The 26,733-nt window shown below is 40.8% G+C and carries 23 protein-coding genes; 11 read left to right on the forward strand and 12 right to left on the reverse strand.

Translation table 11 applies throughout. The features are described from left to right. Positions 1–167: 167 nt before the first annotated feature. From C2M25_RS02145 to C2M25_RS02160, 4 genes are all read left to right on the forward strand, one after another. A complete protein-coding gene (locus tag C2M25_RS02145) occupies positions 168–1,331 on the forward strand; it encodes an efflux RND transporter periplasmic adaptor subunit (RefSeq protein WP_063703647.1) in 1,164 nt (387 codons plus the stop codon). A gap of 12 nt (positions 1,332–1,343) precedes the next feature. Continuing rightward, a complete protein-coding gene (locus C2M25_RS02150) occupies positions 1,344–4,475 on the forward strand; it encodes an efflux RND transporter permease subunit (protein WP_105180278.1) in 3,132 nt (1,043 codons plus the stop codon). Continuing rightward, complete coding sequence (locus C2M25_RS02155) at positions 4,475–5,878, forward strand: efflux transporter outer membrane subunit (protein ID WP_105180279.1); 1,404 nt, start codon at positions 4,475–4,477, stop codon at positions 5,876–5,878. The genes C2M25_RS02150 and C2M25_RS02155 overlap by 1 nt, the downstream gene beginning before the upstream one ends. Before the next feature lie 127 nt (positions 5,879–6,005). After that, complete coding sequence (locus tag C2M25_RS02160) at positions 6,006–6,623, forward strand: TetR/AcrR family transcriptional regulator (protein WP_105180280.1); 618 nt, start codon at positions 6,006–6,008, stop codon at positions 6,621–6,623. A gap of 8 nt (positions 6,624–6,631) precedes the next feature. On the opposite strand, the gene C2M25_RS02165 is transcribed toward C2M25_RS02160, so the two are convergent. The 6 genes from C2M25_RS02165 to C2M25_RS02190 all read right to left on the reverse strand — a co-directional run bounded on the left by C2M25_RS02165 (position 6,632) and on the right by C2M25_RS02190 (position 12,229). Then, the gene (locus tag C2M25_RS02165) at positions 6,632–7,729 is read right to left on the reverse strand and encodes a HupE/UreJ family protein (RefSeq protein ID WP_105180281.1); all 1,098 of its coding nucleotides are present in this window, start codon (positions 7,727–7,729) and stop codon (positions 6,632–6,634) included. 8 nt (positions 7,730–7,737) lie between these two features. After that, positions 7,738–8,730, reverse strand: a complete 993-nt coding sequence (locus C2M25_RS02170) for a tetratricopeptide repeat protein (protein ID WP_105180282.1) — start codon at positions 8,728–8,730, stop codon at positions 7,738–7,740. A gap of 39 nt (positions 8,731–8,769) precedes the next feature. Continuing rightward, entirely contained in the window at positions 8,770–9,288 is a 519-nt protein-coding gene (locus C2M25_RS02175; protein WP_105180283.1) for an Ig-like domain-containing protein, read from the reverse strand. 14 nt (positions 9,289–9,302) lie between these two features. Continuing rightward, positions 9,303–10,895, reverse strand: a complete 1,593-nt coding sequence (locus C2M25_RS02180; RefSeq protein WP_105180284.1) for a DUF4331 domain-containing protein — start codon at positions 10,893–10,895, stop codon at positions 9,303–9,305. Positions 10,896–11,015: 120 nt separating this feature from the next. Further along, positions 11,016–11,702 carry an anti-sigma factor gene (locus C2M25_RS02185; RefSeq protein ID WP_105180285.1) on the reverse strand — a complete coding sequence of 229 codons (687 nt, stop codon included), beginning with the start codon at positions 11,700–11,702 and terminating at the stop codon, positions 11,016–11,018. Continuing rightward, a complete protein-coding gene (locus tag C2M25_RS02190; protein ID WP_105180286.1) occupies positions 11,699–12,229 on the reverse strand; it encodes a sigma-70 family RNA polymerase sigma factor in 531 nt (176 codons plus the stop codon). Before C2M25_RS02190 ends, C2M25_RS02185 begins: the two co-directional genes overlap by 4 nt. A 331-nt stretch (positions 12,230–12,560) precedes the next feature. On the opposite strand from C2M25_RS02190, the gene C2M25_RS02195 reads away from it, so the two are divergent. Next, positions 12,561–14,180: a diacylglycerol kinase family protein gene (locus C2M25_RS02195; RefSeq protein WP_105180287.1), complete on the forward strand. Its 1,620-nt coding sequence runs from the start codon at positions 12,561–12,563 to the stop codon at positions 14,178–14,180. 3 nt (positions 14,181–14,183) lie between these two features. Here the strand turns inward: C2M25_RS02195 and C2M25_RS02200 are convergent, their stop codons facing one another. Together C2M25_RS02200 and C2M25_RS02205 are read right to left on the reverse strand one after the other, a co-directional pair. Then, a complete protein-coding gene (locus tag C2M25_RS02200; protein WP_105180288.1) occupies positions 14,184–14,450 on the reverse strand; it encodes a VF530 family DNA-binding protein in 267 nt (88 codons plus the stop codon). 57 nt (positions 14,451–14,507) lie between these two features. Then, a complete protein-coding gene (locus tag C2M25_RS02205) occupies positions 14,508–14,807 on the reverse strand; it encodes a DUF1496 domain-containing protein (protein ID WP_105180289.1) in 300 nt (99 codons plus the stop codon). 95 nt (positions 14,808–14,902) lie between these two features. On the opposite strand from C2M25_RS02205, the gene C2M25_RS02210 reads away from it, so the two are divergent. Beyond that, the gene (locus C2M25_RS02210) at positions 14,903–15,133 is read left to right on the forward strand and encodes a TIGR02647 family protein (protein ID WP_105180290.1); all 231 of its coding nucleotides are present in this window, start codon (positions 14,903–14,905) and stop codon (positions 15,131–15,133) included. Between the two features lie 57 nt (positions 15,134–15,190). On the opposite strand, the gene maiA is transcribed toward C2M25_RS02210, so the two are convergent. Together maiA and hmgA are read right to left on the reverse strand one after the other, a co-directional pair. Then, on the reverse strand, positions 15,191–15,820 hold the full coding sequence (gene maiA, locus C2M25_RS02215) for a maleylacetoacetate isomerase (RefSeq protein ID WP_105180291.1): 630 nt from the start codon (positions 15,818–15,820) through the stop codon (positions 15,191–15,193). Beyond that, a complete protein-coding gene (gene hmgA, locus C2M25_RS02220; RefSeq protein WP_105180292.1) occupies positions 15,820–17,124 on the reverse strand; it encodes a homogentisate 1,2-dioxygenase in 1,305 nt (434 codons plus the stop codon). The genes maiA and hmgA overlap by 1 nt, the downstream gene beginning before the upstream one ends. 103 nt (positions 17,125–17,227) lie before the next feature. On the opposite strand from hmgA, the gene C2M25_RS02225 reads away from it, so the two are divergent. From C2M25_RS02225 to C2M25_RS02245, 5 genes are all read left to right on the forward strand, one after another. After that, positions 17,228–17,683, forward strand: coding sequence for a MarR family winged helix-turn-helix transcriptional regulator (locus C2M25_RS02225; protein WP_105180293.1), 456 nt, complete (start codon positions 17,228–17,230; stop codon positions 17,681–17,683). 96 nt (positions 17,684–17,779) lie between these two features. After that, entirely contained in the window at positions 17,780–18,592 is an 813-nt protein-coding gene (locus C2M25_RS02230; protein ID WP_105173378.1) for a hypothetical protein, read from the forward strand. Continuing rightward, entirely contained in the window at positions 18,592–19,632 is a 1,041-nt protein-coding gene (locus C2M25_RS02235; RefSeq protein WP_063703675.1) for an extracellular solute-binding protein, read from the forward strand. Before C2M25_RS02230 ends, C2M25_RS02235 begins: the two co-directional genes overlap by 1 nt. Continuing rightward, the gene (locus C2M25_RS02240) at positions 19,632–21,131 is read left to right on the forward strand and encodes an ABC transporter permease (RefSeq protein ID WP_105180294.1); all 1,500 of its coding nucleotides are present in this window, start codon (positions 19,632–19,634) and stop codon (positions 21,129–21,131) included. Before C2M25_RS02235 ends, C2M25_RS02240 begins: the two co-directional genes overlap by 1 nt. Before the next feature lie 11 nt (positions 21,132–21,142). Further along, complete coding sequence (locus C2M25_RS02245; protein ID WP_105180295.1) at positions 21,143–22,153, forward strand: ABC transporter ATP-binding protein; 1,011 nt, start codon at positions 21,143–21,145, stop codon at positions 22,151–22,153. A gap of 359 nt (positions 22,154–22,512) precedes the next feature. Here the strand turns inward: C2M25_RS02245 and C2M25_RS02250 are convergent, their stop codons facing one another. Continuing rightward, complete coding sequence (locus C2M25_RS02250) at positions 22,513–25,629, reverse strand: TonB-dependent receptor (RefSeq protein WP_105180296.1); 3,117 nt, start codon at positions 25,627–25,629, stop codon at positions 22,513–22,515. Between the two features lie 34 nt (positions 25,630–25,663). Next, a complete protein-coding gene (locus tag C2M25_RS02255) occupies positions 25,664–26,527 on the reverse strand; it encodes a S1/P1 nuclease (protein ID WP_105180297.1) in 864 nt (287 codons plus the stop codon). Positions 26,528–26,733 lie beyond the last annotated feature (206 nt).

The following is a 26,733-nucleotide window of genomic DNA, read 5'->3' on the forward strand; positions in this document are numbered from 1 at the left end:
ACAACTTTCTCAGTAATCTTCGCAATAATTCAATTAGCAATTTATGTATTGCACAAAATTCATGCGTTAAAGCAAGCTTTTTATTTAATGTAAAGTTCTTTAAAGATGGTTGATCTGTGCCTTTTTTAGTTTAGAATGATCGTTCACTCTAAACTAAGGAACTACACATGCAGCGCTCTCGCATTCCATTTTTTGCACTGTCAGCTTTGGCTGGTGCTGTTTTATTATCAGGCTGCGGCCAATCTGAATCGGCTCAAGGGCAAACGCAGGCAGCACAAGCTGTACCTGTTGGCGTTATTGAGATGCAAAGCAAACCTCTTACGCTAACTAAAGAATTGCCAGGCCGTGTGGCTGCTTCACGTATCGCGCAAATTCGCCCACAGGTTAACGGTATTATTCAATCACGTATGTTCGTTGAAGGTGCTGAAGTAGAAAAGGGCCAAGCCTTATATCAAATCGATCCATCTACTTTTGAAGCTGAAGTAGCGACTAGCAAAGCGGCTATCACAAAAGCACAAGCAAGTATTGCTAATGCAAAAGCAAAAGCTGAACGCTATAAAGAACTATTGAGTATCAAAGCAGTAAGCCAACAAGATTACGACGAAGCAGATGCAGCATACAAAGGTGCAAAAGCAGACTTACTAACAGCTCAAGCGCAGCTTAAAACTGCTGAAATCAATTTAAACTACAGCAAAGTGTTAGCACCAATTAGTGGTCAAATTGGTAAATCAGATGTCACTGCCGGTGCACTTGTTAGCGCTAATCAAGCTACAGCATTAGCAACCATTACTCAATTAGACCCTATTTATGTTGATTTAACCCAGTCGAGCAGTGAACTAACACGTTTAAAAAAAGCCATTGCTGCGGGTGAGCTTGATAAAGATGCTGCTTTACATTCAAAAGTTGAATTAAAGATGGAAGATGGCAGCACTTATCAACATAAAGGCACATTGCAATTTTCTGAAGTAACCGTTGATCCAAGCACAGGCTCAGTAACGTTACGTGCTGAATTTCCTAACCCTGAAAAATTACTACTGCCTGGTATGTATGTTCGTGCAGTGATTGTTGAAGGTGTGAAAAGTGATGCGATTTTAGCACCGCAACGTGGCGTAAGCAGAAACACCAAAGGTGAGCCTACTGCCATGGTTGTAAGCAAAGACAATACCGTAGAAGCACGCGTGCTTAAAACAGATCGTACTGTGGGCTCAAACTGGTTAGTGACAGATGGCCTTAACAGTGGCGATAAGCTAATTGTTGAAGGTTTACAGAAAATCCGCCCAGGTGCACCAGTCAATGCCATGCCTGCAGAATCAGCAGCTAATAGCCAGTAACGGAGAAACTTAATGTCACGATTTTTTATTGATCGGCCCATATTTGCATGGGTACTTGCTATCGTTGTGATGCTGGCAGGTATCTTAGCAATTAGAAGTTTGCCAGTTGCGCAGTATCCATCAATTGCACCACCTGCAATTAGTATTCAAGCCACATACCCTGGTGCGTCGGCCCGTACTCTTGAAGATACGGTTACACAGGTTATTGAACAAAAAATGAAAGGGCTAGATGGCTTGCTTTACATGTCATCAACCTCTGAGTCAAATGGCTCAGCGACGTTAACCTTAACATTTAGTGCAGATACAGACCCTGATATCGCACAGGTTCAAGTACAAAACAAACTGTCGCTTGCAACACCGTTATTACCTGAAGAAGTACAACGTCAAGGTGTCTCGGTTGCAAAATCTGCTCGAAACTTCTTAATGGTTGTAGGCTTTGTCTCTGAAGACGGCAGTATGAATAACATCGATATCGGTGATTATGTTTCATCAAACGTGCTTGATATTATTTCGCGTGTAAATGGTGTCGGTGAAGTACAGCTGTTTGGCTCTCAATATGCAATGCGTATTTGGTTAGACCCAGCTAAGTTACTTAAATACTCGTTAACTCCTGCAGATATTAGCGCTGCAATCAGTGCTCAAAATGCGCAAGTGTCGGCAGGTCAACTAGGTGCCTTGCCAGCAGTAAGTGGCCAACAATTAAATGCAACGGTGACTGCACAAAGCCGTTTACAAACACCTGAGCAATTTAGAAATATTTTTGTAAAAACCAATGCTGATGGTTCAGTTGTTCGCCTAAGTGACGTTGCGAATGTTGAATTAGGTGGTGAAAACTACGGTGTTGTTGCGCGCTTTAACGGCAAACCTGCATCGGGTTTAGGTGTTAAGCTTGCCAGTGGTGCCAACGCACTTGATACCGCAGACGGCGTAAAAGCCGCGCTTGCTGAACTTGAGCCTTTCTTCCCTGAAGGTTTAACTACGGTTGTTCCTTACGATACGACGCCATTCGTATCACTTTCAATTGAGAAAGTAGTAAGCACTCTAATTGAAGCTGTTGTACTGGTGTTCTTAGTAATGTACTTATTCTTACAGAACTTCAGAGCAACACTTATTCCGACCATTGCAGTACCTGTTGTATTGCTAGGTACGTTTGCCATTTTACAAGTGTTTGGTTTCTCAATTAATACCCTCACTATGTTTGCGATGGTACTTGCCATTGGTCTACTGGTAGATGATGCCATCGTTGTTGTTGAAAACGTTGAACGTGTAATGACTGAAGAAAACTTATCGCCATTACAAGCAACACGTAAATCGATGGATGAAATCAAAGGCGCACTTGTCGGTATTGCGATGGTGCTGTCGGCTGTATTTGTGCCTATGGCGTTCTTCCCAGGCTCTACAGGTGTAATTTACCGTCAGTTCTCAATCACTTTAGTAACAGCTATGAGTCTATCTGTGCTAGTTGCGTTGATTTTAACACCAGCGCTTTGTGCGACTATTTTAAAACCAAGTCATGTTCACAATAACAAGTCATTCATTGGTCGTTTCTTCCTTGGTTTTAATCGTGGTTTTGACAAAACAAACTCGGGTGCGCAAGGTTTTGTGTCTCGCATGATCAAACACAGTAAACGCTACTTACTTATTTACGGTTTAATCGTGGGTGGTATGGTGTTTATTTTCTCACAATTACCATCGGCATTTTTACCAGATGAAGACCAAGGTATTTTGTTTAACCAAGTGAGCTTACCTGCGGGTGCGACAACAGAGCAAACGTTAAAAGTTGTTGAAAAGATGGAACACCACTTCTTAGAAGATCAATCAGAAGCAGTTAAATCTATCTTTACGGTAACAGGTTTTAGCTTTGCAGGCTCTGGTCAAAATGCGGCAATCGGCTTTGTTGGCTTAAAACACTGGGATGAACGTCAACGCCATGATCTATCAGTCGGTGCAGTTGCGGGTAAAGCCATGGGTTACTTTTCAACCATTAAAGAAGCGTTCGTATTTGCTTTCCCACCACCTGCTGTTGTTGAACTTGGTACTGCAAACGGTTTCACCTTGTTCTTACAAGATAGGGTTGGCCTAGGTCACGAAAAACTACTTGAAGCACGTAACATGTTTTTAGGTATGGCTGCGCAGAACCCTGTGCTATCGGGTGTGCGCCCGAATGGTCAAGAAGATAAGCCAGAGCTTGAACTTGATATTGATTTAGCAAAAGCTGAAGCATTAGGTCTTACTCAAGCTGATATCAATAATACGTTATCGACAGCGTGGGGTAGTAGCTATGTAAATGACTTTATCGACCGTGGCCGTGTGAAAAAAGTGTACTTACAAGGCACACCTGAATCACGCATGGTGCCAGAAGACTTAGATGAATGGTATGTACGTAACGCAAGTGGTGACATGGTGCCATTTACGGCGTTTGCTCATTCGTATTGGACTTATGGCTCACCGCGTCTTGAGCGTTATAACGGCTTCTCAGCGATGGAAATCCAAGGTGCTGCTGCTCCAGGCTACAGTACTGGTCAAGCGATGGCTGAAGTTGAGAAAATGGTTAAGAAGTTACCACCGGGTGTATCGTTCGAATGGACAGGTATTTCATATGAAGAACGTTTAAGTGGTGGTCAAGCGCCATTACTTTATGCACTTTCATTATTGGTTGTATTCCTATGTTTAGCGGCGTTATATGAAAGCTGGTCAGTTCCTGCTGCAGTTATGCTCATTGTACCGCTTGGTGTATTTGGTGCGTCGATTGCGTCATTTGTATTTAATTTATCAAACGATATTTATCTCCAAGTGGGTCTATTAACCACCATAGGTCTGGCATCAAAAAATGCCATCTTAATTGTAGAGTTTGCTATTCATAAAATGGATGAAGGTATGAAACTTGTCGATGCCGCGGTAGCAGCTATTCGTCTACGTTTACGTCCAATCTTTATGACATCAATGGCATTTGTGTGTGGTGTACTACCACTGGCAATTGCATCAAGTGCAGGCTCAGGTGCACAAAACGCACTAGGTATTGCTGTTATTGGCGGTACTCTTGCGTCATCGACCATTGTGGTAATCTTTGTGCCGCTGTTCTTTGTACTGGTGCGCAGAGTATTCCCAGGCAAAACAAAATCAACTAATGAGGAGCAGGCATAATGAAAGCTAAACTTATCTCAGTGTCTGTTGCTGCACTTATGTTATCTGCATGTAATATGGCGCCAGATATGGAGCAACGTGAATTACCCGTTGCTCAAAACTATGATATCCAAGGTACAGCGGGCGATATCAATGCGCTGAATTGGCAGTCATTTTTCAGTAATGCGCAGCTGCAACAGCTGATTGCGCTAACGCTGGAAAACAACAAAGATATTAAAACTGCTGCACTGAATGTGCAGCAGGTAAGAGCAATGTATCAGATTGAAGATTCAGCGCTTTACCCAAGCATAGACCTAAATGCATCGGGTACTCGTCAGCGTCTTCCGGCAGATTTATCTGGTACTGGTCAAGCAACTATTTCTGAAAATTATTCAGCGACTGTTGGCTTAACCGCTTACGAAATTGATCTTTGGGGCAAAGTACGCAACCAATCAGAGCAAGCATTACAAAACCTATATTCTGCCGAGTACAGTTTAACCAGTGTGCGCATTAGTTTGATCTCCGAATTAGTGAATGCATGGCTTAACTATGCGACGGACAAAGAGCTTTTGGCACTTGCAAACGAGACTTTAAAGTCTCAGCAGGAGTCTTTAGAGCTAACTCGTAAGACATTTGCTCTAGGTGCTGCTTCTCAGTTAACGCTATCGCAACTTGAAAGCACAGTAGCAACCGCTAAGGTCGATATTGCAAACTATCAGCGTTTACTTAAGCGCGATAAAAATGCCCTCGATTTTCTAGTAGGTAAAACCGTCACTGCAGATTTATTACCAAGTGAAAGTATAGATGATGTACTGAACTTACCGGATGTGCCTGTGGGGTTGCCGTCAGAGTTACTGACGCAACGACCAGACATTAAGGCCGCTGAGCATGATTTACTGGCAGCTAATGCAAATATTGGTGTGGCAAAAGCGGCATTCTATCCGAGTATAAGTTTAACCGCCAATGCAGGAACGGCCTCTGCTGATTTGAGTAATCTTTTTGATTCGGGCTCAGGTACATGGAGTTTTGTACCATCGATTAACTTACCTATCTTTAATATGGGTCGTAATCAAGCCAATCTCGATGTTGCAAAGGCACAACAAGAAATGGCGCTTAATAGCTATGAGCAAACCATACAACAAGCATTTAAAGAAGTATCTGATGCCCTTGCTGATCGAGAAGGTTATATGCATCAGCTAGATGCACTCAGTGATTTGTACCAAAGTAATGAGTTATCTTTTACTTTATCAGATGCGCGTTTTCAAAAAGGAGCAGACAGTTACTTGCAAGTGTTGGATGCGCAACGAAATTGGTACAGTGCTGGGCAACAGTTAATTTTGGGTAAACAAGCGTATCTTGCTAGCCAAATTAATTTGTATAAAGCACTGGGTGGCGGCTGGAATGCGCAAAAAAATGTGCATTAAAACAGCAAAAGCATAATTTATTTAAGGTTTTGCAGGATCTTAGTTGTTTTGACTCTCCTGTGATATTAAGATCCTGTAAACCTTGTTTAAGTAAAAGTTAACCATTTCAAAAGAGCTTGGAGAAACCATGACGCAAAAAACGAAAAGACACAATGACCCTGCGCTTGCTGAGGCAAGACGTAATCAAGTGCTTTGTGCTGCAGCGGATTGTTTTCGACGTAAGGGCTATCATGGCGCGGGAATGGCTGAAATTTCTAAAACAGCAGGCATGAGTGCAGGCCATATCTATAATTATTTCGCTAGTAAAGAAGCGATTATAGAATCGATTGTTGAGCGTGATATGGAAGAAATGTTCTCAATCTTTAAAGAGTTTGCAGATAAGCCGGGCGATCGTGTCACCGTGTTGCTAGATGGACTCGATAGAGGTGTTGAGCGCCATACCGATTTAAATCAAGGTGCGCTTGATTTAGAAATGCTCGCAGAAGCTGCGCGCAATGAAAAAGTCGCTAACTTACTGCGTGAGTCAGATAGCCACGCCCGTGATTCTATGCGCGAATTGTTAGTTGGTGAAAGAGGGCCGTTACAAGGTACCGCACTTGAAGAAGTGAATGCCCGTATTGAAGTGATGTTTTCTGTGATGGGGGGGCTCTTGTTGCGTAAGATGTTAAACCCAGATCTTAATATCAATGAGTTACATAAAGCGTTGCGTCCAGCGATGAAAACCTTATTGTTACCCTTTGAATAAAGCGCTTATTAAAAGCGCTCTATAGACCATTGGATTGCCATAATGGCAATTAGCACTGAGCCTGCTGGCATAATAGCTTTTTTGTACCAGGAGTTATTTCTAAGTAGCATTAGTAGTGGTAAACAAATTGCTAAAATAACCAGTTGACCAATCTCAACCCCTAAATTAAAGGCTAAAATACTCATTAGCTGGTATTCATTTGATAAACCAAGCTCACCTAACACACTCGCAAACCCCATACCGTGTAATAGACCAAAACAGAATGTGATCCAGCCTAAGCGCACAATCATTGGCCAAATATTATTTATTGCAGCAAATAATACAGAAAGCGCGATACCTAATTCTACCCATCGGGTGTTTGGCGATATGATATTCATAGCAGTCGCTGTTAGGGTAATTGAGTGAGCAAGTGTAAAAGCGGTGATGATCCAAGCTGTATCAATTAGAATTTGTTTTTTAGACTCGACACGTTGCCACTGTCCTTGCTTACGAACTAACACACAGCCCAGCAATAGGGCAATTAAGAACAAAATATGATCGGTGCCCATCCAAATATGTAATATGCCTTGATGCACATATTCAATAAACGTTTCTGAATAGCTCGTTTCATCAAAACTAAAAATTTGAGTTTGTTCATTTAAAGTAAAAACCCGGCTTATATTTCCAATTGCAGAAATGGCTTTGTGATTCGCATCGACTTCGAACAATGCACTGTAATTTATAGAAAAGCTTTGGCTATTTGGGCAGCTAATTTGTATAGGGGTAACGATATATGATTCATTAAAATGTGAGTCAATCTTTAAATCACCCTCACTGTTAATTGCACATAATTCATTATTTTGCTGTGCGCTAATCTTTTCAACTAGGTATTGATGAATAGCTCCTTTTTGATTTTTAATTTCTTGCCAAGTGATCACGTCATCTGCATTTTTATCAAATTCGACAACGTGTTCTAAGTCCATCACAGCCACTTTCCATTGACCATTTAAAGTTAATTGTTCATTTTCGGACTTCGTTAATTCTAAGTATGCCGTACTAAGTTGATGAGCGTTTAGTTCAAAACTATAGACCAAAAGAATTAAAAAGACAGATGATAAGATTTTCATATATTTCCTCAATTAATGAGCCCTGTGAGTTCAAGCAGACGTTTATCGCTTTGTAGTTTCGCTTGTTGCCAATTTATTCGAGCCCAATACTTGGCCTTGGTCATATTCCTATTTATAGTTAAATAATACCAAGCTAAATCACTTGCGTGATAGGTGTCTTGTCTCAATTCTCTGAGTGTTACTCGCTTTGCCATCTGTTCTTGCCATTTAGTCGATTGGCTTTTAACTTTTTCAGCTTGTGCTAAACGCAGTAAAATAGCATCTTCAAGGTTGGCATTTTCAGATGTTAAAACGGCTAAAGTAGAAAGCACTGCCGAGCCATTTTTTTGAGCTAATTTTGCATCAGCCCAAAGAACCACTAGACTTACAGGTGCCGTTTTTAAATCAACGTTACTAAGATATGATAAAGCTTGTTCTGTGTAGCCTAATCGATATGCCATTTCAGCGAGTACATGACGAGTATTAATACTCATAGATGAAGAGCTCGCTATTTTTTGAAGCCCTTCATAGCTTTGTTTCAGTTCTCCATTTTGACTTTTAACATCTAGAGAACATGTCGATATTGTTTCAATGCTTGCCAAGCCAAACAATGATAAACACTGACCTAGCGCTTCATTAAATTTACCCTTTACCATCAATAAATTAGCTTTAAGTAAAATAGCATTAACGTGCTGAGGAGCTTGATCGGTTACATCACTGAGGATCCGAATTGCCTCGTCAAATTGATGTTCACGTTGTAATAGTCGTGCATAAAAGTAATGTATATCAGGATCATCGGACTGTGTAACTTTATGCTCTAAGTAACGCTTTAAAATACCTTGATTCCTTTCAGTGTTACCAACATGTTGGCTTTCTGAAAAAAGCTTGTTCAGCTGTGCTTTAGTAAAGTCGGTTTTGATCTTCTTGCTGGAAACGGCTATGACATCTGAATCTTTTGGAGTATAAGGTTCAGCATGAACAAAAACACTAATAACCATCGCAATGTAAAATAAATATTTCATGATTTCTCCAAAGAAAAGCCATCCGTGGCCAAGATTTAACTAATTCCCGTTCACTAAATCATCAAAATTTGCATCATTACCCGTATTTATAAATTCACGCCCATTGAGTCTTAAGGGCTGTGCGCTTGGGTCTTGATTAAATGCGGCCCGTCCTATGGTTGAAAAATCAACTTGCAATGTTTCTATGGTGATACTAACAGTCGCTGTAGCCTGACTATTAACGCCATCACTAACTGCAAATTGAAAACTATCCGAACCTACGGTCTCAGGGTTAGGTGTGTAGCTATAGCTGCCATCAGAATTTACATTTACGGTGCCTAAATTTGGTTCACTGACTAAACTGTACGTTAATTCATCGCCATCGGGGTCTGAGCCTTCAAGCATATCGTTAATAACGACTTCAGTTTGGGTTGTAACCATTGCATCAACAGCGCTTGGTGCATTATTGACAGGTTCAGGCTTCATCATATTTTTGTCATCTTTGTCATTATCACTACAAGCTGTTAATAATCCTGTGATAATAATGAGTGTGATGCTTGAGAGTTTTAAATTACGCATCATTAATTTCCTCATTACTTAGAGCCAGCAATCGGGGTAGCAAGATAAGGAAAACTGCTATCCATCATACTTGCATCAAGTGGTGCACCATCTGTAAATGGAACATTACCTACACTTGCATCCTCTGCTGTACACAAGCCAAGATCAGTATCTGTGCCATTCACTGGGATTGGGTAACATAAACGACCCATTACTACACGTAATGCAATGTCGACTACGTCATCTCCAGGTCGACGACCATTTGGGAAACCTGCTAAATCATCACCAGCTACACCAAAAGCTGATTGCTCATTTTGTGGAGTTGCAGCGATCGCTGTATTTAAACGCAGCATTTCAGATGGCGTAACAGTTGAAAGTTGATTAACACCAGGGAAACCCGTTAAAAATGCTGTAACTAAATCATTTCTTGGGAAGTTAGTAGGTGCCAATGTTTCAATATTGGCACCCAACGTTGAATTCACAGCATCTTTAAATAAGATATTTAAAAGCTCAGGTAGTGAAGGGTGGGTTACATAATCAGCAAATTGCGTATCATCAGATGGCGCTGATGTTGAAAATGTATCTTTGTCTTTCAAGCCAATAACTAACTCATTGACCAATGGGCTACCAAGGCGAGAAACCTGTGTTAACGCACCGCCATTTACTGCTGGTTTAGCAAATGATGCATTTGGGTTTAATATACGTGCTTGTGGCAAGCTTGCAGTTGTCCAACTACCAATTGTGCCATTACCTTCACCTGTTACACAGGCTTTTGGTACTTCGACAGCAATTGAAGTGACATTTTTCATTGCTAAATCATCATTATCGGCTGATTGAGTGATACCTCCAGGGAACCCTTCACCATCGCCTGCGCCAGGCGAACTGTCACCTTCGACTGGAACATAATTAACAAGGTCAAATGTTTTGCCTAGATTCACAACAAATGGGTCTTTTCTTTGACCTACAAACACTTTACCCATGCCATCACAACCTGGAAGTGCGACATTATAAATAAATTGATCAGCGTATTCTTGGTATGAAGCCATTGATGAGAATGTCTTATTACCAATGTAATCTAGTGGTTTATAAAAATCATTGCTGCTATTGGAGGTGTTAGTCAGCATGCTTTTTGTGCCAGAACGTTGTGGCCCAGAAATAACACTCACAGTATATGACTCACTGAAATTAACGGCAGAATTATTACCTGCAGAAACACCACCGACATTTTTTAGAGGAACTGCAACTGTTCTTTGATTACCTTCAGGTCCAACAGTAAGTGCTACACCCATATTATTGTTTGGCAACATACTTTTGAAATTAAATGCAAATGTCATGTCTTCAATAGCATCACCATCGTTATCAATATGGATGCTATAAGTAGCGTCTGGGTCCATAGCAAAGTAGTTAGGACCACCATAAGCATCTTGCAATGGGATGTAGTTAGCAATAAATGTTACGTAGTCACCTCGGCCTTCTTCGTAACTGTTAAATGCATAAAAGTCTGTCGAATCTAACGTTGGAAAGCGCGTAATATTTGGCGCTTCACGATGGCTAGATGCTTCAGATATAGAAGTAAATAAGGTACTACAAACTGCAATCGTAATTAGGGATGGTATTACTTTCTTCATGACTTTTTCCTTAGTTTTAATTTAAGTCATAATGAAAACGTTTACCTAATAAGATTGGATGCAAAAAAATTGAATTATATTTTAAAAAGTTTAAAAGCCGAGTTAAACACGGCTTTTATATTAAAGGATTACTAAATTTGTAGTGTAGAGTACTTCAGTTGGTGAGCCATTAGGGGAGCCACCTAATGGCTCTAAGCTGACTGCTAGAATAGAAATGTCGTCCGCATTAAATTGACTATTTTTTATCAGTTCTATGTTGCCACTTTTAGGTAGTAAACCTAATGAAATTGGTGCTTCTTGTCCTTTTAAAATCATCCAAAGCTCATAGTCTTTATCAGATCTTGGGCTAAGAACATTTGATGCTTTGACAGATAAGGTTTTATCTTTCACATCAATAAACCACAGTGGCTGCTCAGTTTCATTTTTAAATAATGCAATTTGTTGTGATCCAGTAGCAAGCTCTTGCTGTGGCTGCCAAATAATCAATGCTAAGACTATACATGCAGCTGAGGCAATTAATGACCATGCTTGGAGTAATGACCTATTTGTTTTCTTTGGTTTATTTATAGGGATAACATTAGGGTCAATGCGATTGATAATTTTTTCCCACACATGATCATCTGGTGGAACAGATTCAATTGAACTTGCAAGATTATTTAAATGTTGCTCCCACACCCAAGTTGCTTCTCTGGCACGTGTAGAGGTCAGCATTAAGCGAGCAAAACGGTCGCGTGCAGGACCTCGCAATGTACCTAGTACGTATTCGGCGGCTAACATGTCTATAAGCTTTTGGTTTTCATAATTCATAACGTTAAGCACCTCTGTAATTGCTGTAAACCACGTCTGATCCAGCTTTTAACTGTACCAAGAGGGGAAGCAATATGATCTACAAGCTCATGATGAGTCAGTCCTTTATAATAAGCTAAGTGAATAGCTTGCTTTTGTTGTGGATCAAGTTGTTCTATGCAATCTACTAATTTAGAGTCATCTTCATAGCTGATTTGAAGTGATGAACCATCCCCTAAGTCATGTTCATCTGTGAGGCTTTGCTCTTTACGTACTTTGTTGTGACGAATAAGGTCAAGGCTTCGATATCTCACTATGCTGATCATCCAGGACATAACAGCCCCTTTGGATACTTGATATTCACTAGCATTGTGCCAAATCTTAACAAATGAATCTTGCAAAACCTCTTCCGCTTGTGCTCGATTACCGAGCATCTTGAGGCTGATTGCAAATAGTTTGGCACTCGTATTTTGGTACAAATTTGCAAAGGCATTTTTATTACCTTTTGCTGTTGCACTCAAAAGCGCTAAAAGTTCATCGTTGTCCATATAATTCCTGTTATGTTATTAGTAACGCTTTAAAGGTGGTTTTAGATGCAAAAGAATTTTTAATAAAAAATAACCAGTGAATTTAAAACTCAAAGCATTTTTCTACTGGTTATCCTAGCAGTCTTGTTTAGGTTAGCAACCTACATGTAAATTATTTGTAAGTTAGTGTAAGTTATTCATAAAGTTGTGAAAAAATGTCCTAAACTTAAAGTGTAGGTTTTTAAGTGAACGCTAAGTTACTGATTTTAAATAGTCACCAAGTTTAAATAAGGCGGTTTTACTGGAGTGAAATTTGCAACGTACTATGTAATTAGAATAACAAGGAGTGATTATGTGGGCAGCATTTAGCTATCTTGCGCTGGCAATTATTTTTATAATCGTGGCAATTCGAGTTGAGCTCGTTTATTTTGCGCTATTTTTTTATTGGGCTGCATTGTCGCTACTACTAGTCAGTGGCGCTTATTTTTTTAACATTGCGCGAATTTTCAGAAAGCGTGAAAACGGTGTAATACCAATTTACATTCGTTGGGCGTTTATTCCCTTTTTACTTGGGGCTCAAATATACAATGCTTGGTCTCGTAAGCATGATAAAGTGCCTCCCTTACAACAAATAAATGAACATCTGTTTTTAGCTTGCAGGCTCTTTCCATCAGATATTGACACCATGAAAGAGTTAGGGATTACAGCAATCTTAGATGTTACCTGTGAGTTTGATGGCCTTGAATGGTCATCGACCCAAGAAAATATTCGCTATTTAAATATTCCCGTTTTAGACCACAGTGTGCCAACTCGTGCGCAATTACATCAAGCAATTAACTGGATCCACCATCAAGTAAAGGCTGATAGACGTGTTGTTGTACATTGCGCATTAGGTCGCGGACGTTCAGTGTTTGTTATGGCTGCATACTTACTAAGCCAAGATAAAGATGCAGATGTTCATACTGTTTTGGAGCAAATCAAAGAAACTCGAGAAACTGCTAATTTAAACAAGCGCCAACTTCGTCACTTAATAAAACGTCATCGTCGAGGCGATTTACTAATTAAAAACAAAGCTGTATTAATTGCTAATCCAGTCTCTGGTACAAAGCTGTGGCAAGAAAAGAAAAAGCAGATAACCGCAAGGTTAAGTGAATATTATGATTTAACAGTACACACTACAACGGAAGATGTGGACGGTATTCAATTAGCTAAAGAGGCTATAGAAACAAATCCCGATGTTGTTATCGCATGTGGTGGTGACGGTACAGTGACAGAAGTAGCCAGTGTGTTAGTCAATACCGACTGTAAGTTAGGCATTATTCCTTTAGGCACTGCTAATGCATTAGCTCATGTATTAATGGGGCTCCAATCTAAGTTAATCCCAGTCGAACAAGCTTGTGAACTTATTATTGAGGGACAGGCAAGTCGGATCGATACCGCTTTGTGTAATGGCGAGCGAATGCTGTTATTAGCAGGAATTGGGTTTGAGCAGAAAATGATTGAAAAGGCGCATCGAGATGCTAAAAATGAGTCCGGCCAACTAGCTTATTTACAAGGATTTTGGCAGGCACTAAGCGAACATGAAGCGCAAGATTATACAGTTACATTAGACGACAATGAACCTCAGTCTATAAATACCAATAGTTTAATCATTGCAAATGCAGCGCCGTTTACTACATTGTTGGCTCAATCAGCAGGTCAGCCAGATCATAATGATGGTTTACTTGATGTTAATTGGTTAACGCCTAACTCAGAGGCGAAAGCCAGTACGTTAAGTATTGCTGAATTAGTATTTTCAAGCATAACGCAAACAAGCTTTGCCATTAATAGCCATCATACAAATGCTAAACGAGTTTCAGTAAGTGCAGAAAAAGACATAAGTTATGTGATTGATGGTGAGATTAAAACAGCAGAAAAGCTGGTGGTAGAGGTATCACCGAAGTCACTTTCGGTGATAATGGCCGAAACCTAACAGTTATTTTTTAATACTTTTCCATTCAAAAGGTGCGTCATCATCGGCCTTTTGAGAGGAGAAAGTATCAATGTATAGTTGTTCAACTTTTTCACGGGCCCAAGGTGTTTTACGTAAAAATTTTAAGCTTGATTTAACACTTGGGTCATTTTGAAAACAGCGCACATCAACATGCTCAGCTAGGCCTTCCCAGCCAAGTTTTTCTTCAAGTTGGGTTACGATGTCGGCAAGCTTGATGCCGTGCAAAGGGTTATTTGGTTGATTGTCCATGCTTAATCTTTGGTTATTTCTAAACTGAGTAATAGTAACGTATCTAGCGTCTTTAAGCTAATTGACGTTTATACTCTTGTCTCGTTTTGGATAGACAATATCGCCGTTTTTATCCAGTCTTAACCATGCTAAGTCGCTGTTTGAAAAATTTGGCTGTTTGGCTGCACAAATTAACGTTATATCGCCAACAGCAATATAAGCGCCTTCGGTGTAACGCTTATTTTCATACCAACACACTTTGTGGTTGTTAAGTGCTTCTTGGCCATCTAGCACAACTAATGCTTTATCCTTTGCTAAAACGAACTGTGAAAACAATAAAATAAACAAGGTAGTTAAGATTAAAATCTTTCTAAACAAAATACACCTCTCATTGTGCAGTTTTTTGTATCTACACTAAGCTTATGACTGTATTCTATAAAAGCACAATGACGTGATAATAAAAAGGTGAACACATGCAATTTAATAAAAATATGATTGACGAATTAACCCTGCTTGCTAAGTTTCCCCGCGACTCACAAATGCAAGGCATTAAAATCCACTCTGATGCAGAAGAAACAGTAAAAAATGCTGCAAAACGTCTTTATGACAAAGGCATTACTGATAGCCCTGATGGCGGCTATTTAACGGATTTAGGGCTAGATTTGATCAATCACGTGAGTGTTATTAATTCCGCACTGAGATAAAAATTAGATAATAAAAAGGCCCAAAATGATTGGGCCTTTAGTTTTAATAACAACGAATTAGATTGCGTCAGGTTGGTTCTGAGGAGCCGCATCAATAAAGGCATCTAGCTTATTACAATGCTCATAAACTGTGGCGATTTTTGGGTACTTACACATATCAACGTTAAAGCGTAAGGCATTAAATACTTGCGGCACTAAACAGACATCAGCAAGTGTTGGTTTGTCGCCAACGCAAAAAGTGTTCGCTTCATCTAGTAACTTTTCGATACTCTCAAAGCCAACTTCTACCCAATGCTTATACCAAGCCGTTTTTGCTTCTTCATCAACACCAAGATCATTAGCTAAGTACTTTAATACTCGCAAATTATCGATAGGATGGATATCGCACGCAACGGCATAACATATATTGCGGATCTGGGCTTTTTGCCATGCATCACCTATTAAAAGCGGTGTTTCTGGGTGCGTTTCTTCAAGCCACTCTAAAATAGCTAGCGATTGTGCAAGCACACCTTGATCAGTTTCTAGTGCCGGTAATAATCCTTGTGGGTTTTTTGCTAGGTACTGATCACTTTGCTGCTCTGATTTTAATAAATTAACGGTGACCAACTCGTGATCAATGTTCTTTAAATTAAGAGCAATGCGAACTCTGTAAGCGGCTGATGAACGAAAATAGCTATAAAGTTTCATTATGCGTCCTGTTTACCTGTGAAATGTTTTTTAATAGTGCGCCAACAGTCAGTATAGTTAGGCTGACGCTCTTTACCTTCAAGAGCATATTTAGTTGGTGAAATAACGTAACGCGATTCGAACATAAATGCCAAGGTGTTTTCGTAGCGTTGTGGTTTAAGTTCGGCATTTGATGCTTTTTCAAATACATCTGCTTCTGGACCATGTGGCGACATGCAATTATGTAAACTTGAACCCCCAGGCACAAAACCATGCTCTTTTGCATCGTATACGCCTTCGATAAGCCCCATGAATTCACTCATAATATTACGGTGGTAATAAGGTGGACGGAATGTGTTTTCAGCCACCATCCAACGAGGAGGGAAGATAGCAAAGTCGATATTTGCGACACCTTCTGTACCCGATGGTGACGTTAGTACGGTGAAGATTGAAGGATCCGGGTGATCATAACTCACGGTATTCATAACATTGAAACGAGCAAGGTCATACTTGTATGGCGCACTATTACCTGTCCATGCAACGACATCTAATGGAGAATGACCAATATCGCAGCGGAACATATTGCCATTAAACTTTGCAACTAGTTCAAAGTCACCTTCTACATCCTCATAAGCCGCAACAGGGTAGTGGAAGTCACGGTCATTGGCGTAACCATTAGCTCCTACAGGGCCGCGCTCTGGTAAAATATAGGCATGGCCATAGTTTTCACAAATATAGCCGCGGGCTGTGTCCGTTAATAAATCAACAGCAAATTTAATCCCGCGAGGAATTACGGCAATTTCACCAGCTCGGACTGTTAGTTTTCCACACTCGGTTCTTAGTAATAGTTCACCTTGTTGTGGTACGAACAGCATTTCACCATCAGCATTATAAAAGTAACGGTGTTGCATTGATTTATTGGCTACATAGATATGAATACCTATACCTGTTTGTGCATTAGCACTGCCATTAGCAGCCATGGTAATTAAACCATCAATAAAATCTGTTGGCTGCTCAGGAATTTCAATTGGATCCCAACGTAGCATTGTCGGTGGCGTTGGGACTTCTGTAATAGGAGCGGTACGAATAAGGCCATTGTCTATAGGTGTATAATCACCTTGTACTACTGACGGGCGAATACGATAAAACCAAGTACGGCGGTTATCAGCACGCGGCGCTGTAAATGCTGTTGTGCTGAACTGTTCAGCATATAAATCGTATTTTACTTTTTGAGGGCTGAATTGACCGATAGGTAATGCACCGGGTAATGCTTCGGTTTCGAACTCATTACCAAAGCCTGTCATATATTGTAATTCGTTATTCATCACTAGACTCCTGAAAGGTTTTAGGTAAGATACTCTCATGTGAGACTAAATTCAAACTGCACTGAATTTACTTGTGTAAATAATTTTTGACAGTAGTGAAGCAATGACAACAAACAAACACCCAACGCTCGATTTACAGCAGTTCTTACCTTACTCATTAACAAATATTGCAATGCAGATGAGTGAGCAATTTAGTGAGCTATATCAAAAGCAGTTTGATTTAACCGTGCCACAATGGCGAGTAATCGCGAACCTAGCTCAATACGGTGAATGCACTGCTAAACAATTGTGTGATATGGCACAAATGGATAAATCAACGGTGTCCCGTGCAGTAAAGTCGTTATTAACAAGAAACCTTATTGCAGCAAAAGCGAACCCAACTGATAAACGCGCAAACTTGTTATCGTTATCAGAGGCAGGAGTAGGTTTGCATAAACAAATTGTTCCGTTAGCAAACGAATGGCAAGCACGTCTAGTGAGTGGCTTAGATAGCCAAGCACTTCAACAATTTATGGACACGCTGAGTACACTTTCTGAGCAATTAAATAAAAATGTTTAAATCTGTAATCAAGGCTTTATAGCAATTGATTTAGACAATCGATACATATATGATAATGGCTATCATTTACAATTAGAAACTTGGATGTCCCCTCTTATGAAATTAGCGTTAAACACCGTGAAAACACTAGGTCTAAGCCTAGTATTAGCATCTACTTTTATTGCCCAACCTGTATTGGCAAATGGCCCAATTGGTGAGCACGTTAATCATCTAAAAGAAAATTTAAAAGATTATTCTGAAGACGTTGAATGGATGATCGGTAAAGTCGACACCATGGTTACCGATTACGAAACTAAAGGCGCAAAGGCTGTTAAAAGCGATGACTTAATTGAATTCTGGGAATCAGTAAAGTTTCACAGCGCAATTGAAACAAACTACGTACCGGTTTATGCATCAATCTGGCAAGGTATTTATGGTGTTAAAATGGCCATTGATGATAAAAAACCAGCAAGCGAAGTACGTGAGCATCAAAAGGCCTTAAATGCTGCCTTGTGGCAGGGTCTTGGAGCTGTTAAACTTGCTGCCGACTTCCAGCAAAAAGGCTTATTAAAAGCTGTAAAAGCAACTGCTTCTGAAACAATGACGCAAAGTGCTACTATCGATGAAATCAAACACAAATTAGACCGCGTTGTTGCAAAATACGCAGAGCGTTTAAGCGATGAAGCGACGCAAATCGTACATGATACTTACCTTCACTTATTCGAAGGTGTTGAAGGTACGCTTATCGAAAAAGATGCGAAGTTAGTAGAAGTTCTAGAAAAAGATTTTAACGTAACCCTGCCAAAAGCTATTTCTGATAAAAGTACTGTTGACCAAGTACGTGCAGTGGTTGTTGATATGCAAGAAAAATTAGATCGCGCTAAGGTGTTACTAGAAGAAGCCGAAAAAGCACGTAAGGATGTATTTTAGTGAAGCGTAGGACCTTTATTCAAGGCCTGGCTGCGTTTGGGGTAGTGGGCGCAATGCCACTACCTCTTTCACGTGCCTTTGCAGCAACAGCTGCAAGCCCAATTTCAGTGAATGACTTACCCGCCCTTGAGGGTGACCTAACATTATACCTAGGCCGTGGTGAAGGTGGTTTGTACGAAAACGTACTGCAATCTATCCAAAAGAAAAACCCAAAACTTAACTTATCAATTCGACGTGGCCCGACTGCAGCACTTGCCAACATGATAGTGGCAGAAGCTAAAGCAGGTGTTAAACGTGCTGATTTATTTTGGGCTGTTGACTCTGGTGCGATTGGTCTAGTCACCGACGCAGGTTTAGCTAAAGCCTTACCATCTGACTTAGAAGCGCAATTACAACCGCAGTTCCGCTATCCGGGCTGGGCACCTGTAACAGGTCGTATTCGTACATTGCCTTATAATACTAAGCGTTTAAGTAAAGATCAGATCCCAGATAGTATCATGGCAATTGCAGATAGCGATTTATCAATTGGTTGGGCACCGGCTTATGCATCATTCCAATCATTTGTCACAGCAATGCGCATTCTTGAAGGGGATGATAAAACCGCTAAATGGCTGAAGAAAGTTCAAAAACGTTCGAAAACCTATGCTGGTGAGCTTGGCGTAGTGATGGCCGTTGAACGTGGCGAAGTGGATATTGGTTTTGCAAACCATTATTACACATTACGCCTTAAGTCAGGCAAACCAGATGCTAACCTTGATCTTGCTTTCACCAATCAAGATGCAGGTTGCTTAGTTAATGCATCAGGTGTGTTATCGCTAACAGATAACCCGAATGCAATGAACTTTATGCGTTACTTACTTAGTGCTGAAGTACAAAGTTACTTAGCACGTGAAGCGTACGAAATTCCATTGATCCAAGGCATTGACCAGCCAGCTGGGTTACCAGCGTTAACGGATGTGTCACCGCCGAAAATAGATTTAACTCAATTGGCAGATTTAAGGCCAACACTCGACCTTATGCGCAGTAGCGGTGTTTTATAATGCGCATACCTGCTTCTTATCCGATGGCGCTGCTTGCAGCGCTTTTGGCGTTAGTGCCAGTTTATATATTGATCACTTTAGCGAGTGATGCGACGGCTGTTTTTGATAGTCACAATTTAAAAATTCTTGGTAACACCTTGTCACTTATGGTGTTAACAGTAATCGGCTCTATTTTAATTGGCGTGCCTCTGGCGTTTATTAGTGCCTATGTTCAACTTCCTTTTAAAAAAATTTGGCTTGTATTGTTTGCCGCTCCTCTGGCAATTCCAAGCTATATTGGTGCGTTTACCTTGTATGCAGCATTTGGCCCCGGTGGTGAGATAAATCAGCTGTTGGGCTTTGAAACGCCGCCTATGTATGGCTTAACGGGTGCTGCCATTGTAATGACGCTATACACGTTTCCGTTTGTTATGCTTACGACGCGTTCATCTTTACTCAGTCTAGATGCCAGCATGGTAAATGCAGCTCGTACTTTAGGTATGTCGATGACAATGAGCGTGTTTAAAGTAATCTTGCCCCGTGTTATCAACGGTATTGCGGCGGGTTCATTGCTGGTTGCGCTTTATACCTTATCAGATTTTGGTACACCGGCGATGATGCGCTTAGACACCTTTACTCGGGTGATCTATGTTGAATACAACGCCTTTGGCTTAAGTCGTGCCGCGATGTTATCGTTACAATTAATGGTGATAGTAGGTTTTTTACTGTTCATTGAATCGCAAATTAAAACGGCTTCAGAGCGCCACGGTAGACCGCTGATGTTATTCCCATCGAACAGCCAGAAATTAGCCATGCTAGTGACTTTTCTACCTGTTTTATTACTGGCTATTTGTTTGCCGCTAGCTATTTTTACCCTGTGGCTTGCCCGTGATGGTATTGCTGATTTTGATTTCAGCATTGCGTGGAATTCGGCTTATGCGTCTGGCATTGCAGCTATTGTCGCTGTTGTTGTTGCAGTACCTGTAGCGCATGCTGCCTTAAGCGGTAAATTAGGGCGCATTATGGAGCGGGTGACTTATTTCGGGTTTGGTATTCCGGGTATCGTGATGGGTACAGCACTTGTTTATGGTGGCCTGCAATTACCACTTTTATACCAAACTCTGGCATTATTAGTGATTGCCTACGTGCTGCGCTTTTTACCGCTAGCTGTTGGCTCTGTGCGTACCAGCACTGAACACTTAGATTCGAGTTTAATCAAATCGGCACGTGTATTAGGTGCCAGCCCCCGCGAAGCATTTATGCGTATTACCTTACCTTTAACACTGCGCGGTATTATTGCTGGTGCAGCTTTGGTATTTTTAGAATCAATGCGTGAGCTTGAAGCGACATTGTTACTTGGTCCAACAGGGTTTGAAACCCTTTCAACCTATTTATGGCGTGTTTATGAAGCCGGTTACTTTGGACGCGCTGCTATACCTGGCTTATTGTTAGTAGTGATATCAGCATGCGGCTTAGCTATAATGCTCTCAGGTGAAAAGCGCAGTCAATTAGAACATTAAGGATCAGTTTAATGCTATCAGTTAGTAAGCTGTCTATCGATTATGGTAGCAATCGTGTGGTAAGTGAACTCAACTTATCACTTGGGGAAAGTGAGATCCTCATGCTAGTTGGTCCAACTGGCTGTGGTAAAAGTACAATCTTACAAGCGTTAGCTGGACTTATTCCTATCAGCGAAGGCGAAATTAATTTAGGCTCATGGCGGGCAACACCTAAATTAAAAGTACCACCAGAAAAACGAAAAGTAGGAATGGTATTTCAAGACTTTGCGTTATTTCCGCATTTAACGGTACAGCAAAATATTTGCTTTAGATTAACCGATACCTCGAAAGCAGATCATTGGATTAAGTTATTGGGTCTTGAAGCATTTCGTGATAAAAAGCCTGCCACCTTATCGGGTGGTCAAAAGCAGCGTGTAGCGCTTGCCCGTACACTTGCTCACGAACCAGACTTTGTATTGCTTGACGAGCCTTTATCAAACCTAGATGCGGCTTTAAAAGACACCCTACGTTGGGATATTCGTAATGCATTAAAAGATGCAGGCGTTCCAGCTATTTGGGTAACCCATGATCAAGAAGAAGCCTTATCTGTCGGTGACCGTGTTGGCGTACTGAAAGAAGGCATAATTCAGCAAATAGATACCCCTGAACGCTGCTTTAGCTTACCAAGCAATCGCTTTGTGGCACGCTTCTTAGGTGAAGCAAGTTTCATTGCTGGCAACTGTGAAGGTGATATCGCCACCACTGATTTAGGCAATGCCCCAGCTATTAAGGTTGATCATGATACCGCGAAGGTTGATGTATTACTTCGCCCTGATGATATTCACCTTATTCAAAATGCTAATACCAGCAATGGTAAAGTGACATGGGTACGTTACGAAGGTGGCAGTCGCTTATGCGCGGTTAAATTAGCGTGTGATACTGTGGTGACAAGCCGAGTAAGCCATGAAGTGATGGTTCGCCCAGGTGATGCAGTGCATGTTTCTATCAATACAACACACCCACTTGCGGTTTACGCAGCTTAAATAAAAATATCTGTGCAGGTCTCACTGGCCTGCATTTTTTAGAAAGCGTTCAGCTGTCAGCCCTCAGACGCTATGTAAAATCGCTGCGACTTCTTAACTTGCTAACTTTATTCTTGAAACTCGTAACTCATATCTACAACCATTCCCGGCTAAAGCCAGTCCTACGAAAGAATTTATCAGGTATTAGGTTCTAGGCTTTAGTTACAATGACGCGATGTAAAATCGCTGCTACTAGTAACTTTCTAACTTTACCCTTGCTCACTTTCCCCTAGTAGCTTTACTCTTGCAAACTTCCACCAAAACGTAAAAAGCCCGCCAGTAGGGGCGGGCTTTTGCTTTATAACAAGGTTAACTCGTTATTAGAATGTGTAACGTACACCTACACGCATTTCCCAAACTGATGCACCGCTTTGAGTTGCAGTTTTACCATTGTTAGGGCTGAAGTCAGAGTATACGTAACGACCTTGGTCATCGATTGATGTTTTAATCATACGGTTACCAACGAAGTTACCTTTCTTAAGTACGCCCCAGTCATCATTTAACATGTTTGTTAAGTTATCGATAACGAAGAATACTTCACCTTTGTGACCAGGCATGAAACCAGGTAACTCTTGAGTCATCTTGAAGTTAACTTTAGTGAACCAATCAGCATTTTGGCTATTACGACCAACGATTTCACCACGTTCAAGGCCTTGAGCAGAAATCCACTCGTTAAACTCAGTTACTTCTTCAGGAGTCATGTCGTAAACAACGTTCGGGTCATTCACTTCAGGGATATACATTAGCTGACGGCTACGGTTTGAGTTGCTATCACCCCAAACACTGTCGCTACCGTTATATGTATAGCTGTAAGGAAGGCCTTTGTACGTTTCGCTGAATAGGTTGAAACGTGTGTTGTAACCATCGAACAACTCAGTTGTGTAACCTAATGTCATAGTAAAGCGATGTGGGATTTCGTAATCAGATGTGTGTGCACCTGGATTAGTCGGATCGTATGTCGCCATGTTACCGTAGTTTGAGCTAGCTACAGAGCTTGTCATAGGGTTAACATCTGTTGAGTCAGTGTAAGCGTAAGCTAATTGAACGCTAATACCGTTATCAAAACGCTTACTCATTGCAGCAGAAATGATGTGAGACTCACCGCTATCGCCACTTACATTTGTAAGTAGTAAGTCGCCGCTACGACCTTCGATAGACTCAAGAATTGGACGACCATCAAACGTTGTTTCACCAGAGTCTTGTAACGCGATGTCTTGTAAGATTGCAGCATCTTTACGTTTAGTGAATAAGTAATCTAGTGAGAATACGTACTCATCTTCAGTTGTGTATGTTGCACCTACTGAGTATTTCCACTCTGAAGGCATTTCGAAATCTGGGTCAACAGCATTTACTGAAGAATCACCCGCGCCAATTGTTGTATTAGCAACTTCATCATACATATCTTGTGGTACTTCATAACCTGGAGTGCCACCGTTTACTGTTGGGGTATTGAATAAATCTACACCTGCACGGAAAGTACCAATGTTTGTGATACCGTCGTTTGAGTATGAGTTAGATAACCATACATTCGGGTTACCACCAGAGAATAAACCAACACCTGCGCGTACTTCTAATGCATCCGTTGCGTACCATTCAAAGCCAACACGTGGTTGAATTAAATCGATGCCGTCGAATGTACCTTGGTTGCTGAAACCGTAACGGTTAGTAAAGTTTTCATTGTAGTTAGGTTTGTCATCACTTGTGTATTTGTCGTAACGAAGACCAAACGTTAATGTCGCATCTAAATCTGTGAAGTTGTACTCATCTTGAACATAGAAAGTATGTTGAGCGTATGAGAAGCTTGCAGCCGCATCAGTAGGGTTATTTGTACCTGCAGCGTTGTTGTAGTAGATACGTGCAGCTTGGCCTGCTTCAAAATCATCTACAGAGTTAAAACGCCACTCACCTTGTGTGTGTTGTACGAATTGGTTAAATACGTCTAGATTTTCGTACTCATAACCACCAGTAATTGTGTGTTGATCAAGGTAGTAAGTACCTGCAACTTTTACAGTCGTTGTTTCGTAGTCTAGGTCGTTTGACTGACGAGAGTCATCTGGACCAATGAAAATTGTACCGCCGTCAGCTGTACTAATTTGCATTTCACCGAAGCTGCTCGCTGCATCTAAAGACTGTACTGTTGCATCTAGCTCTGATTTACCAATACGAACTTCAGTAGAGAAGCTGTCTGACCAATCTGAGTAAAGTGAACCGATGATTGATGTAAACTCAGCACCTTGCTTGTAGAAGTGGTTGTCTAAAGCTACTGTATCACTGTATGCATCTGATTGAGATAGTGTGAAAGCGTCATTGTAGTTATAGATCAAGTTTGCACGGTGATCGTCGTTAATGTTCCAGTCAAGTTTAACAAAGATTTTTTCATCTTCAACTGGTGCGCTCGATGGCATGCCACCTGCGTCATAACCGTAAACGTCTTGTGCGATTTGTTGTACACGAGCAACGTCTGCAGCTGAAACACTACCCGTATTTAAACCGCCGTACTCGTACTGCTTAACACCTTCTACTTTTTCATAAGACGTGAATAAGAAAAGATTATCTTTGATTAGTGGTAAACCAACGTTGAAGCCGTAACGTTTTTCAGTGTAATCACCGTTATCGTAGTCTTCGCCTTCGATTTTATCGCCTTTCATTGAATCATTTGTGTAATCGAAGAACATACCACCGTGTACTTCGTTACCACCTGATTTAGTAACAGCATTGATGTTACATGATGTGAAACCACCATATTGAACATCAAAAGGTGCTAGCTCAACTGCAACCTGCTCAATTGAATCAAAAGAGAAAGGAGCGCCGATAGTTGGGTAACCGTTTGAGCTTAGACCGAAGTTATCGTTCATACGAACGCCGTCTAGCGTTAAGCTGTTGAAACGTGGGTTACCACCACCACAGTTGATTGAACCGCGGCTATCATCGATTGTTACACGTGGGTCGATACGAATGATATCTTTTAAGTCACGGTTGATAGCTGGTTGGTTTTCTAAATCTTCAAGTGTGAAAGTCGCAGCAGGACCTGTACCACCAGACATACGGCTGATAGGACGACCAGTAACAACGATTTGCTCGATGTCTGATTGCGGCTCTAACGTAACATTAACAGGGTAGTCAGCACCAACTTGTAGGTTAATGTTGTTGAATGTTTGATCTGCGAAAACGTCAGAATCTACAACAACGCGGTAAGGACCACCTACACGTAGGCCTTTTGCTGTGAAGTAACCCGCATCGTTCGTTTCAGTTTCTTTAGTTGAACCTGAAGGTAAGTGAACGATAGTGATCTTAGTGCCAGCAGCAGGGTTGCCGTTTGGACCTTTGATTTGACCCTTGATAGCAGATGTTGTTTCATTTGCTAACGCTGCACCACTCACACCAACACATGCTGCAATAGCAAGTGATAGAGCTGTTTTGCGGAGTTGGATTTTCATTATGTTATTTCCCGTGTTAGAGGTTATGTTTCATTTATAGTTTGCTGTCAGTTGGCATCTTAAGTGCCTTTACTAACGGTTTTGCTGATTTATCAAATAAGTTATTTAATAAACCAGCCAATCTTATCCCGCCTTGTTGTAGGCGAGTTTTAACAACTGGTAAGTTTTTATAGATATAACTATAACTTACGTTTGTTTCATTTTCTTTATACAGAGAGTTTGCAATGTTATTTGATTCGATTAACCAATCGCTAGGTGAACTGGCAAGATAGTCCGTTATTAACGCTTGATTTGTTGTATTTATAAATTGCGCAAACTCAGTATAGGACAAATTTTCATTTTCAATGAGTTTTGTGTCCCATAAGCTATGTAAATTGGTATCTTGACCGAAAAATGTGACAGAAATATTGTTGCCACCCCGATCTTCACCGCGACCAGCATGAAAAGGTTGGTGGCTATCACCAACAAGGTGAACTAAAAAGCGTAATGCAAATTGCTTTTCACCGAGAGAGGCTTTTGGGTTTTGTAAAACTGATATTGAATATTCCATGCCTTCAAGGATGTCTGACACGGTTTCTTTATTATGGTGGGCATGTGAGTCGTAATGAGGCTTAGCATCGCCTTCTTTGAAATTTATGTAATGCCAGCGTGAAGATTTTTTTTGCCAAAACGTTTCTGGCGCAGAACGCATTTCATCAGCCCATGTTGCAACTTGTGGTAAAGAATCACCATCAAGTAAAGGAACTAATGCTTGCTTAGTGGTGTCAGTAATATGCTTAGATGCAATTTCACCAATAATACGGTGACCATTCTGACCCCATGCATTTGCAGGGTTACTTAACAACACAGAAATAACTGGTGTCGATAACAGCAACATTTTTATTGTTTTTTGTAACATTGACTCAGTGTCCAAAATGAATGTGCCCTGAAGCACGATTTCTTGGTGTGTATTTTCCTGAATTTAAAAACAAATAGAAAGGACTCAATAAGATTCATAATTTCTTGTTCATATATGTTATTTTTCAATGGTTTATAATATTCAGGTAAAATTACCTGTTGTAATAAGTAAGAATAATTGTTCAAATAGAGACAACGGAGCGTTGT

It is taken from the genome of Pseudoalteromonas sp. T1lg21 (genome assembly GCF_002964625.1).
GTDB lineage: Bacteria > Pseudomonadota > Gammaproteobacteria > Enterobacterales > Alteromonadaceae > Pseudoalteromonas > Pseudoalteromonas gelatinilytica.